The organism is Calothrix sp. FACHB-168, assembly GCF_963889195.1.
In the GTDB taxonomy this organism is placed as follows: Bacteria; Cyanobacteriota; Cyanobacteriia; order Cyanobacteriales; family Nostocaceae; genus Aulosira; species Aulosira anomala_A.
On the sequence record NZ_CAWPNJ010000020.1, the window covers coordinates 106,209 to 119,500 of the forward strand.

At 41.8% G+C, this 13,292-nt stretch carries 8 protein-coding genes; all 8 read right to left on the bottom strand.

What is annotated here, in order from left to right; all coding sequences use genetic code 11:
• Positions 1-41 precede the first annotated feature (41 nt).
• A complete protein-coding gene (locus AACW45_RS13185) occupies positions 42-2,246 on the bottom strand; it encodes an aspartyl/asparaginyl beta-hydroxylase domain-containing protein (RefSeq protein WP_190633062.1) in 2,205 nt (734 codons plus the stop codon).
• 73 nt (positions 2,247-2,319) lie between these two features.
• Entirely contained in the window at positions 2,320-4,041 is a 1,722-nt protein-coding gene (locus tag AACW45_RS13190) for an ABC transporter ATP-binding protein (protein WP_190633063.1), read from the bottom strand.
• Positions 4,042-4,074: 33 nt separating this feature from the next.
• Positions 4,075-5,184, bottom strand: coding sequence for a molybdopterin-guanine dinucleotide biosynthesis protein MobB (locus AACW45_RS13195; protein ID WP_190633064.1), 1,110 nt, complete (start codon positions 5,182-5,184; stop codon positions 4,075-4,077).
• 388 nt (positions 5,185-5,572) lie between these two features.
• Entirely contained in the window at positions 5,573-6,082 is a 510-nt protein-coding gene (locus AACW45_RS13200) for a helix-turn-helix domain-containing protein (protein ID WP_190633065.1), read from the bottom strand.
• 169 nt (positions 6,083-6,251) lie between these two features.
• Positions 6,252-6,920, bottom strand: coding sequence for a winged helix-turn-helix domain-containing protein (locus tag AACW45_RS13205; RefSeq protein ID WP_190633066.1), 669 nt, complete (start codon positions 6,918-6,920; stop codon positions 6,252-6,254).
• A gap of 395 nt (positions 6,921-7,315) precedes the next feature.
• Positions 7,316-8,794, bottom strand: coding sequence for a sensor histidine kinase (locus AACW45_RS13210; RefSeq protein ID WP_190633067.1), 1,479 nt, complete (start codon positions 8,792-8,794; stop codon positions 7,316-7,318).
• A gap of 365 nt (positions 8,795-9,159) precedes the next feature.
• Positions 9,160-12,129, bottom strand: coding sequence for a peptidase domain-containing ABC transporter (locus AACW45_RS13215; RefSeq protein ID WP_190633068.1), 2,970 nt, complete (start codon positions 12,127-12,129; stop codon positions 9,160-9,162).
• Positions 12,130-12,326: 197 nt separating this feature from the next.
• The gene (locus AACW45_RS13220; RefSeq protein WP_190633069.1) at positions 12,327-13,193 is read right to left on the bottom strand and encodes a calcium-binding protein; all 867 of its coding nucleotides are present in this window, start codon (positions 13,191-13,193) and stop codon (positions 12,327-12,329) included.
• Positions 13,194-13,292: the final 99 nt, after the last annotated feature.

The following is a 13,292-nucleotide window of genomic DNA, read 5'->3' on the forward strand; positions in this document are numbered from 1 at the left end:
ATAAAAAAGTTTGATTTTAATAGATGAAAGTATGTGCTGATTCACGTTTTTGGCAACACATCAAATATGAGATGAATTCGCCATTCTTCAGCAGGGTTAAAAGCCTCATGGGGTTGTTTATTGTCAAACCACCACAATTCACCTTCATGCATGGTAACTTCTTCACTGCCGCATTTCATCCAGCTACCCGATGGACTTTGGAGTACCAGATGATAGCGATCGCGCAATCTATAATATTCTCCGTGGTCAATATGGCTGTAAACTCGTCCCTTGGGAGCTAATCTCACAATGTTAACTCTACCTAGTTCGCCCCCAATCTCCGCCACAAAATCCTCTACCCAATTCATCACCACAGGAAATTCCTTGGCTACTTCGGTAGGACAAGATTCATGGACATCCCTAGCATTCTCAATTCCCTCCGGAAAGGGTTTGACTGCTCTTCGGAGGAAAATACTTTGAGTTTCTTGTTGGGGGGCAAGTTTTTGCTGGCGGCTGGTATCATAAAACCATAAAGGCGATTTTTCGGTGATTTCCGCCATGATTGGGGCAATATCTACTTTTTGCTTGATCTGTTGAAAAGCTATTTTAGGTTGGGGTGGTTGTTGGGGAAATTCTGGTAAATTGTAGAGTTTGAGAATCGCCATCAGGCTTTGCTGCACATTATCGAGACGAATAGTGTTGTCATAGACAGTAGTACGCACACCACCCGAAACGAGCGATCGCTCTTGAATGTAGAACATATCCACATCATCTTTAAATTGCAATTGGCGAATATGGCGTAATCCGCGCCAGATAGCTAACTCATAAGCATTAGCTCTAGGTGTATCGTTGCTTTGTTTAGCCAAGCGATAAGCATCCACTAAACCTTGGAGATAATTTCCGGTTGTCGCTGCATGGGGTGAACCGTATTCTTTCTGTGCTGGATCGTAAAATCGCCCCCGCGCATCTAGAGAGCGGAGTTTTTCCCATTGCTGCATTGGCAATAGCCAATCATACATCTCAAAAATAAAATCTCGGAAGAGCGGATCGCCCGTCTCATCATATAGCAATGCGTAGGCTTGAGCGTGCCAGGGAATAAAGGCGGGATGACGATGTTTTAAGTGCCATTGGCGATAATAGAGGAAGCTTTGGCGACATCGCTGCAACAAATATTTTTCCTGAGTCGCTTTATACAGAGATGCCCAAAATAGCAGTACTAATCCTGAATGTAAATTCTGGCTGCGGGGCTGAGAACTGATGCTAAATGAGCCATCTGGTTGCCAAAATGCTTCAATTTCTTGACTGAGCATCTGCAAAATATCAGCATAGCGATCGCGATCGGGATGTTCTAAAATCGCTAAAGCTGCTAAGGCTGTTGTGCCTAATTCTACTTTACCGCGATGTTCGCTACCACCGATACCAGATTGTAATCGATAGTACTGTGCCAGATTGTAGGTGAGATTGCGATCGGCCATGACTAGGCGATCGGACTGACCTGTAAATTGGGCATAGCGGATTAAGCCCAAAGTTGCTAAAAACTGACGAGTTATATTATTATCATCAGAAGGGTGGTTTGTGCTGGGAAAATATTTGTAGATTAAGCGCCCATTGTCAAGGTAGTTGTGCTGTAACCATATCCCCATACTCTCCAGCATATCTGAGATCGTTTGGCGAGACATTTCACCTAAGGGTACAATTTGATTGCCGCGATATAATTTTGTGACTGCGGCGGCGGCATCGAGAGTTAGCAATATTTGTTCCGCTTCAAAAGATTCGATAATTCCGCCTTGATTGGCGAAAGCTTCAGCAGAAATAGATATTTGTTGCAGAAAACTAGCAAATACCTCTGAAAAGCTCAAATTACGAGCAATCATTTGGGTGGGACTATATATTACCACCTGGGATTGATATTGCAGTTTAATACCGCGAATTCCTCTTTTTGAATTAGGAAACTTACTAGAAAAATCTAGAAGTGAAACCGGTCGATAGTGGTGAGTCAAGCAAATTTCAATAGTATCTACTTGTTGCCAGCCTTCATGAGACATAGAGGAGGTAACAGTACCGCAGATAGCATTCAAGACTTCACCTTGATCTAGCCAGTAATCGCCAAGCAAAACTCCATTTTGGCGTAGGGCGACATAGCCAGGGCGATCGCTCCTAAAAACCCGCAGTTTTTTGGGCAAATCGCTGAAAGCTGTAGTTAACAAGTCTGCTAAAGCAGCGCGATTAATGATTGGGTTGGGCATGGGGCATGGGGCATGGGGCATGGGGCATTGGGCATTGGTCAACAGTCAACAGTCAACGGTCAACGGTCAACAGTCAACAGTCAACAGTCAACAGTCAACCTCTTTGAGACATCACACTTTGAGTGTGTGACCAAAATAGGCGACTGGTAGGGCCATCTTTGGCTAATAACTCTTTGGTCGGCCCTGCTTCTATGAGGCGACCGGCTTCTAGGTGCCAAACAGCATCGGCGGCGGCTAGGCGTTCTTTGCGGTGGGTAATAATTAAAACTGTGCCTTGATATTCTGCGAGGATGCGATCTACAACGGCGGCGGCTTGGGCATCTAGGTTAGCATCGACCTCATCTAGTAGTAATACTGGGGGATTGCCTAAAATTGCTCGTGCGAGGGCAATTCTTTGACGTTGTCCGGCGGATAAGCCTTTACCTCCTTCGGCAACTCTGGTTTTTTCGCCTTCTGGAAGTTCTGCTAGTAGTTCATCTATGCCGCACAATTGACGAACTCTGGTAATTTCTTCTATGGGTGCATCTCGCCAGCGATAGCGGAGATTTTTATCAACGCTTCCCCGCAATAGTGGTAAATCTAATGCAGCCATGCCAATGGCTCGCCTGACAGATTTTAAACTATGTTGGGTTAGGTCTTGTCCATCGAGCCGAATCACGCCTTGATCGGGGTCAACTAAACGAGCGGCGAGAGATAATAATGTTGATTTACCCGCACCATTGGGGCCGACGATGGCGACAATTTCACCGGGAAAGGCGATCGCGCTAATGTTATGTAACCCACCTTCTAAGCTGACATCATCAAATTCTAAACATCCCGGCCCCGTTTGCAGTTCAGGTGCATTGGGTATTTCTTTTACCAGGGAAGGAGTGGCTAAAAATTGCTGAATCTTCGCTATTGCTACCCGCGAGTTATGCCAATATTCTTGTACTTTACCCAAGTCGCGCAACCGGGGTACTAAAAAACCAACAATTGTCATGGCAGCAACGACGGTTCCAGGGGTAGCACGATTGGCGGTTACTTCTAGCGCTCCCATTAATAAAGTCGCGCTAGCCGCGATCGCTGTGGTACCCTCGGTAATGGCTTGCATTTGCCCAGCTACTACCGCCCGATTCACCATCGCCTCTTCCAATTCCCTGCATTGACGGGCAATTCGCCTTTTTTCCCGTTGTGACTGACCAAAAACTTGCACAACCGCAATTGAACCGACTTTTTCGTTGATATTCCCCGCTAACCTACTCAGGCGATCGCGTGCTTCTTTGGCTGTAGTTCTCATTTTTCGGCTGAGTCTGAATGCACTAATCGTGCCAATTGTCAAGACCAAAGCTACTGTGACAGCCAAACGGATATTGACCAATGATAAAGCTAACAAGGATGCGATCGCGACTGTAATCGCGACTACTAGCCGAGCTAATCCCAAACTCACCCATTGACGAATAGCGCTTAAATCGCTGACAAAGCGGAGCATTACCCCGCCCTGACTGCGATTTTGCAGAGTCCGGGGGGAAAGGCTCATTAATCGGTCATACAAAATCAGCCGGAGTTCGTAAACATATTCTTGACCAATGCGTTCAGCATCAGTGCGTTCCATCATCCGGAGCAAAGCAGTGACAACAGCCGCCGCTAATAAACCCAGACCTATTTGCCAAATTTGCTGATACGAGCTGAAATTAGCAGCTGTAATAATTTTGTCAAAGGCTAATTCTACCAAAAAGGCATTGGCTAATGTAGCAATTGCCTGAAAAAAGCCATTCATCACTAAGCGCGTCAGCAGCCACATGCGGATACCACTGAATATGCGGGGAATCTGCATCATGATTGTTTTTCTCTTAAATCTGCAAATGGCTGTTTAATCTTGCGCAGTCAAGATAGTCGGGGGTACGAACAGAGAAGATGAAAAAATTAAAGGTGGATGTTCGGCTTTTTTAGCACTAGCTAAGATATTCATTGCTTCTGTTTTCAGCATTGGCAAATCTAAAACAGGTAATGATGTCATTTGCAGCACTTCGCGAGATGCTAAGGGGGATGCAGTCACTAAACCACTGATACCAACTACAGGAATGTTCTGTTTTTGCAACCATTCCACCCCAGCATAGGCTCCCAAGGAACCACCAGCTGCGAACAATACACCATCAACAGTTTGGCGGAAAATTGTCGAGGAAACTAAGGTTGATGTTTCTTCTTGAAATAAGCCATCGGCTATTTCTAAAACAATAACATCGACATTTTGAGCGGCGAGATGGTTATTTAAGGTGACAAAAATCTCTTCTACTTGTTTGGGTGTGGCTCTATAAGTGCTGGGATAACCAACGCAAGTAAAATCTAATACTACTCTAGCACCAGCATCTTGCATCAGCCAAGTATCGTTACCTGCACCAGTACCTGTAATCTTAGCTGCGCCAACTTTCAGTCCTGAGTTAGCAAAACCGTTAATTAAATGTGCAGCTGTGGTGGTTTTACCTGCGTTCATGGATGTGCCAACAACAGCTATGGTGCATGGTCTTTGCCCAATATACTCTGTTGTGGGTAAAGCCCAATCAGCTAGGTTGAGGCGTTTTCCTTGTTGATCGCCCAGTAAGCCAATAGGGGTAATGGTAGTGGGCAGTTTTACCTTAGCATTTTTAGACAGAACTTTTGCGGCTATCCCCCCAGCTGCGGCTAAATTACATGGTGATAAGTCTGGAGGAATCTCGGCTTCAAATTGATCGGGAGCATAGCGATTTCCATAGCAAAGCACCAATTCATCGCCAATAAAAATAATCGCTTTGCGCCCATCAACTTGGTCGATACGTTCGTGTTGACCGATGGCGTCTACTCTGACTAAGACTAAATCCCCTGATTCTGGTTTGATGTCTCCCGTTAAAATTGTAGCGATCGCATTTACATCTACTGAACGTGTGGTGTATCCTGCTTTTGCTTTTGCTAGTCTTGCAGATGCTAATTGAGTAATCTCGATCATAATCTTCCTCTCTATGTTATCGCCTCAGACGATCGGCTCAAAACAGCCCAAATTCAACCAGAGAGATCCCAACGATCCCTGATGTGATGTTTAAGGTGGTACAATAGCCGAGTTCAATAGTTCAAATCTTTCCACCCATGACAGGCGCGCAAGTTTGCCATAATTATTCAGTGCCAACAACTACTAATTAATGACGCTGAAACAATTGATAGCTGCACAAAACAGATCGGGTCTTTCACTCCTGCTGGATGAGTTATTACGTATTAAAGCGGTAGATACGCACACAGCTTTTTATTAAAAACAGGAACACAAAAAATTTTTAAATAGCTCTTGCTCATGAAAAATATGAACTTATCAATCGCAAATTGACAAATTCATACATTAGTTTTTAGGCACTATGTTGCCAAGCATAAATTGGTTGTAATTTCTCGATTAAATCTTTTTTTGGCTGGGAATTAGCGAGACGTGAAACTTTGAGTTTAGCCTTCAATTTCTCGCGCACAAATCGATTTACAGTGTCATACTTGACTTGCAAACCACATTCTAAATCCAGCCATTCTACGATTTCGCGGTAACTGCGAAAGCTTTCAGGTGACGCTAGGCGATTCTTCAACTTCTCCAAGGCTTCCCCTTGAATTTTTTTTTGCGCTCCTGGTGCTGTTCTAACTTCTAGGAGTTTCTCTAATCCCCCTTGACGATATTGTTGTAGCCAACGAGTAATGGTGGCTGGACTACGCCCCAAAAGTTGACCTAATTCATGGTGCTGTGTCACTTGACCTGTTTTCAGCCACCACAACATTTGCAATCTTTCTTTCTGAGAGGCATTTTTTGCTCTCTTGAGACTTTTCTCTAAAAATTCTGCACTCTCCAATATTTCTATTTTTAGTTGTCTGGCCATAATCAATTGATCCCCACTTGCCCCGTTTGTTGATTTCGCACGTCAAAATTTCTCATTGGTATTGCTACCAAATGTGATACTGTCTAGGGCAAAAAATACGTTGTTTTTGCTTACTTATAATTATTGTTTACCTCAATTAAGATGGCTTAAAGCTTTTATGAGAGTTTTCTCATGTATCTAAGCGATAACCGATCCCTCTGACTGTTTGAATATAGTCACTACCTAATTTTTTGCGGAGATAACCAACATAAACATCCACAATATTAGAACCGGGGTCATAGTCGTAACCCCAAACATGGCTGAGTAGTTGCTCGCGGGTCAATACTTGGCCGGGATGACGGAGAAAGATTTCTGCTAAAGTAAATTCTCTGGCGGCTAGTTCAATATAGCGATCGCCTACTTTGACTTTCCGTGTACGTAAATCTAACATAATATCGCCTGCTGTTAGTAGCATTTCGTCCTTGGTTTTCGGTAGGCGATAATCGCGTAACCTAACACGAATGCGGGCTAGCAATTCTTCAAAGCGAAATGGCTTGGTAACATAATCATCAGCGCCACTTTCCAAGCCAGTAACTTTATCTTTGACATCGTCACAGGCGGTGAGAATAATAATCGGTAGCAGTTCTCCCTGACCCCGCAATTCTTCTAAGACTACCCAGCCATTTTTACCGGGAAGACCAATATCCAGGATTAATAAATCGAATTCCCCACTCAAAGCCATAAAAATAGCCTCATCACCAGTACTAGCTACAGCACTGGTAAAACCATTCGCTTTCAATCCTTTTTGTAAAAAGCTGGCAATGCGAGGTTCATCTTCTGCTATGAGAATTCTGTTCACCTAAGGCTATCTCCGTAAAAATTGTATCTGTTGGGCATGGGGCATGGGGCATTGGGCATTGGGCATTGGGCATTGGGCATTGGGCATGGGAAAGACAGATTTTCATCCTTGGTTGTGAAAATATATAGGGGACATCCAATTTTCTAAATACCCAATCAATTTGTAGTGCGAGCGTCTCGCTCGCTTTAGAACAACAGCGAGCAAGACTATGGAATTGGGTAATTTATTTTTTGTAAGCACAATGTAAACATGCTTGGAACCCTTACCAATGACCAATGACAAATGACAGACTTCGCCAGTTGTCTTTAATTGCACCGACCTACTTATAGAGCTTTTAAACCCTTTTTTATTTCGTGGATGGCGATGAACAAATTTTCATCGTGACTACTTGTTGGCTATGATTCAGGCCTGTGAAGTAATAAATTTTTATTACCTCGGTTGCTGGATTTGGGGATGGGTTTGAGGGGAATAACTATGGTAAAGGTCGAGCCACCATGAGGGCGGCTGAAGAGTTCAATTCTACCACTGTGAGCTTCGGCAATTGCTTGGACAATGGATAATCCTAAACCAGCACCATTGGAACGACGGTGTTTAATTAAGCCTCGTGCAAAGCGCTGAAAAATCCGCTCTTGGTCGCTGAGGGGAATTCCTTCGCCGGTATCCCGTACCCAAAGACGCAATTGATTATTTCTGATATCTGAACCTAAGCCAATCGCATCACCTTCTTTGGTGTGATGTGTGGCATTTTCGGCTAAATTCATAATTGCCTGAGTCAAGCGTTGACGATCAGCCCGAATTTTACCCCTAGCTAGAGCGTCTAAACGCCACTGTCGCGGGGCTAATGCTTTGGCTTTGGCGTACAGTTCCAGAGTTAGAGAATTAATTTCGACAACTTCTAAATTTAAAAAATCTGGTTGTTCTGACTTGGCTAGTAATAGCAAGTCTTCCACAAAACGATTCATCCGGTCTAGTTCATCTAAAACTAATTCGATGGTTTCTTGTCGCTCTTGGGGGTCGTCTCCTAATAGCTCTAAATGTCCGCGAATAATGGTAATTGGTGTACGTAATTCATGACTAGCATCGTTAATAAAATCTCGCTGGCTAGAAAAGGCTGTTTCTAACCTTTCTAACATCTCGTTAAATGTGATAGTCAGTTGAGCAATTTCATCTGCACCTTTGACGGGTATGCGTTGTGTTAGGTCAGTTTCTCTAATTGACTGCGTAGTTTTTGTTAGCAGGTTTAGGGGTTTGAGTACCTTACCAGCTACTACCCAAGCTAAAAAAGAAAAACCAATTGTCACGACAAACATAACTTGAATAATCAGCTTAACTGCATCACTTACCTCATCACGTTCGCCAGAAGTTGCATGAAGTACGATAAATACGCCATGATTTTTGTCTGTGATGATGGGTTGAGCGAGGTAAATTACCTGACCATCTATACTATAAAATTCACCTTTCTCAGCGATTTTGATTTGAGATAAAGTCTTGACGATCTGCGAATCAGATTTAAACCATTCGGGAAGAGCTAGGGGACTGCTGCTGTAAATTTGCCCGTTTAATAGGGCTACCAAGAACTCATCATCATCGGGAATGTTACTTTTGAGAAAAACCTTAAATAAAGATATGATGTCATCGCCAAAAGGTTGACTAGTTTCTGGATTTGCTCCATCTGCTAACATGCGGAATTCTTGCATTTCTTGCACTAGAGATTTTTTGATTCGCTCTTGTACATGAAAAAATAGAATTTGATCGATGATAAACGTGCCTACCACAGAAGAAAATCCCATGAGCAGCACATAACCAATGACAATATGTGTGCGTAGGCTAAATAATATTCTGTAGAGTAGGGATGATGAATTGTGCTGTTTCATGCTTTTGTCAGTCCTGAGTTAAAAATCATTAAGCTGACAATCAAGAAACCCCTTCTATAATAGAATCTCACCTCCTAATTGGCTTTTTAATCCCATCTCAATAGTAGTTGAATTACTGAGATATTAAGTAATTCAATTGAGCAATAAACAGATTTTACCGTAATTGTCGTGACAAATTAATATCTGGTCGAGGGAACATTTAATCGAGAAAATACGTCATATTGCTGGTTTTCTCAGCACAACAATTATCATTGAGAAACCATCGCCAGCCAAAGTATGATGTGGCTTTGCTGTCTACGACTGTGCTGTAGCAGCTATTTTAGCTTAGTAAACAGGCTTTATTGCCAAAAAAGGGTTATTTAACGTTATAATTCTTGTTGATTGTAGAGATTATAGTAATAGCCTTTTAATGCCATTAATTCTTCATGCTTGCCTTGTTCTATCACTTTACCGCTATCCATAACTATGATCGTATCTGCATGAGAGATAGTATTCAGGCGGTGAGTGATACAAAATACTGTGCTTCCCTGAAATGCTTGGGCTAAATTTAAACAAACTTGACGTTCTGTTAAGTAATCTAAAGCGCTGGTAGCTTCGTCTAAAACGAGTAATTTTGGCTTTTCTAAAACTGAACGCGCGATCGCAATTCTTTGTCTTTGTCCCCCAGAAAGCGCTGAACCTCGTTCGCCTACTTTGGTATTATAACCGTTAGGCAGGTTCATAATAAATTCGTGGGCGGCGGCGATTTTCGCGGCTGTAATAATTTCTTCGGTGCTGGCTTCGGGATTTGTTAACGCAATATTTTCTTGCACTGTACCGTCAAATAATAAGGTATCTTGAGGTACTACACCAATCTGTCCGCGCAAAGAATATAATTCGACTTTGGCTATATCATATCCATCTATTAAAATTCTACCGGATTCTGGCTCGTACAATCGCAGCAGTAGTTTCATCATTGTACTTTTCCCGGAACCACTTTGACCGACAATCCCAATAAATTGTCCGGGAGCTAAATCTACACTTACATTGCAAAGTTGCAATGCTCTCCTGGCGTTAAACCTAAAGAAAACATTTTCATATTTAACTGCGCCTTTGATTGGCGGTAACGTCATTTTTCCAGAATCTTTTTCCGCTTCTTGGGGTGTATCGACAATATCGCTCAGACGTTCTAAAGATAAAGCAGTTTCTTGGAAATTCTGCCAAAGTTGGGTGAGGCGTAATATGGGACTTGTAACATAATTCGAGAGAATTCTAAAGGCAATTAATTCGCCTAAAGTTAACTCTCCTTGCAATACTAAATAAGCGCCATACCATAAAATTAATAAGCTACTTAGTTTATTGAGAAAATGACTGGTAGAACTGGAAAAAGTGGAAGTAACTACTTTTTTGAAGCCTGAGGCGATATAGCGTGCATAACGTTCTTGCCAAGAAAAACGAGCTTGTAATTCAATATTTTGGGCTTTGACAGTTTGCATTCCTGACATCACTTCAACCAAATACGATTGAGCTACAGCGTTAAGTTCGGCTTTTTCTCTTAACTGTTTTCTAATAGTGGGCGCAGCCAGAGTAGTAATAATAATAAATATGGGAATAGTGGATAAACCAACTAAAGTTAGTTTCCAGCTATAAATCGCCATGACGATGATATAAATTACCGAAAATAGAGAATCTAACCCCACAGTTAAAACTGTCCCCGTGAGGAAAGAGCGAATATTTTCTAATTCGTTAATCCGCGTGGCTAATTCTCCCACCGGTCGGCGTTCAAAATACTGTAAGGGTAGCCGCAGTAAGTGGTCAATAATTTTGGCTCCTAACCCTAAATCAATACGGTTGGTGGTATCTACAAATAAATAGGTACGTAGGGTAGAAATTACCGCTTCAAATAGGGCGGCTACTAATAAAAATATCCCTAAAATATGTAAAGTTTCAAAACCCGTATTACTAACGATTTGGTCAATAATAATTTGAATAATTAAGGGGTTGGCTAGTGCGGCTAACTGCACAAATAAGGAAGCAATAAATACTTCTAAAAGTACATAACGATAGCGGGAGATATAAGGTAAAAACCACTGTAACCCAAAGCGTTTTTGGGGTGTGATTTTGGTAGGGGAAAGTAACAATACTCGGATTTTGCGATCGCTATCTTCTGTTTGTAATTGCGCCAGCAGTTCAGCCGGGTTAAGTTTGAGTATCCCTTTAGATGGTACAGCAATTACTATGAGGCGATCGCTTGCTTCATAAACTACACCATAACTATCGCCATAGTGAATCATCGCCGGGGTAGGAATGCGGCTGATTTGCTCACAAGGCATATCTCCTAATTGCGCTTTCAGTCCGATTAACTCCGCTAAGGTTGCACAAACCTGAAAGGGGATTATACCCTGGCGTTGCATCTGCTCGGTTAAGATCCGGTTAATTACCTCGCGCCGAAACGGCATGTGCAGATATTGACAGAGCATTTGAAAACAAGCGATCGCGGAATTTAACTGCCCTTTACCTTTAAAATAGGGATACTTCTTGTTTGTACTTTTCTCTTCAGCCTTGACAATCGGGCGTTGTGGTTTTGCTAATTCTTCAATAGGTGCATAAGGAATTTCTACTTTGTTGGTAATATCTGCATGAGGATTATTTGCTAATAAATCTGACTTGCGCACCCCCAGCAACCGCGCCGGATTTGTTCCCTCAACTTCAATGGTGTCTGTTTGGCGATAAAATTCCAGAGGCGAACCACGATCAAAGTTCTTGACAGTTCCCCCACCACTAACAAACCAAATCCTTTCTTGATCGAGTTGATTAACTGCTGTAGTTCCCGGAGGGAGATAATCTATTTTGACATGAGCTAAAACTTGCCGTGCCAGCTGTTTAAAATTAATATCGTCTATAGCTGCCAAATTTGACTGTGTAGTCAAAATATGATATAATTCCGCCATATTAGCTTGGTATTGGCGAAATTGGGCAAACTCTGGGTAACTAGCCAGCAAAGATAAATAATCATGAGCATCTAATTGTAAACATTGAACTTCAGTAGATGCGATCGCTAATTCACAAGCCACTTCTCGCAGTAAACTAATTTCACCCAGAATTTCTCCTGGTTGTAGTAACTTTAAGGGAATGGGCATTTGTGTTTTCGGTTCATAGGCTAATAGGCGAACCGTTCCTTGATAAATAATTGACAATTGCTGGGGTATGCTTTTTTGGTCAATAATTTTGTGTCCCAGTGAATATAATTGTGGTTTGAGTTTTGAGGCTAAATTAACCAATACTTCACTAGGTAACTGATTAAAACCCTCAATTGTTATGAGAAAATCTTGAAAAGGGCTTTGAATATATTTCATGTTAAATTAACTAAAAACGCTCCCCCATAAACCCGCCCCTATAGGAAACTGACAACTTATACCAATTTAATATGAAGTTGCATATATCTAGATCCCCCTAAATCCCCCTTAAAAAGGGGGACTTTGATTCTTTTCCCCCCTTTTTTAAGGGGGGCTAGGGGGGATAGAATTCTATGCAGCCTCATAAAAAATTGGTATTATAAAGCTGTTAAACTTACTTTTTGCCCAATCAAACTGATAAATGCACTGCCAAAGTGTTGAATTTCTAAAAAGTTTGCTTGTTCCGGTACAGATTTATAAACATTAAATGTCTTCATAATTCCCAAAGTTGCCGCACTTTCTAAAGGGCTAATAAAACTGGTATCGCGGTCAAGAAAATAAGGTTGATTAGCCCAATATTCCATTTGATAAGCATTTAAAAAATAGCAGCCAGAATGGGGATTAAGGGAACGGCGAAATTGGATCGGCATACCCATGATTTTACCGTAAATTTGCGTATTTTCCTGTATATTTTGGAATTTTGCAGTTATTCCAGGTAATAAGTCACCATCAATATAAGCTTTACAGGTTAAATTATGGGTAGCGACTTCGTAGCGATTTGGCTGGAGTAAATTAAGATTACCTGCTTGCTGAGTAAACCAGTTTAATTTAATAAAAAACCAAGGATCGTGCAGAATTAAATCATCTTCTAAAAAACAGTAGTAATCATATTTCCCAAGAGAATCACGCAAGATTGCTTGACACTCAAAACCTAATAACATCGGTTCTACTTGGGTAGCATGGTTGTGATAAAAGTGAGATGGCAAAGCTAGGTGATTGAGGAGATGATGACCTTGGGTAGTACAAATTACAATATCTAAATTGTCAGCTTGGGCTTGATTTGCTGGTAAAGCCACTCGCTTTCCAACATTGATCATGCTTTGCGATTTACCAAATAGCTGATGTAAAGCTGCAAGACTTTGAGTTAATGCGATCAATCGCGGTCGGGGGTCTTTCCGTTGAGAGGCGTGCTTACCCTGACCATGAGGATTAAAAAAGTGGGCTATAGTAAAAAGAATCCGCATGGTTATTTCAATATTTTGTCATTAATTATATTAGTTTTAGTCCACCAAATTAATCATCAGGGTTTACAGATAATTTATAGATCCCCAGCTTAAAAAAGT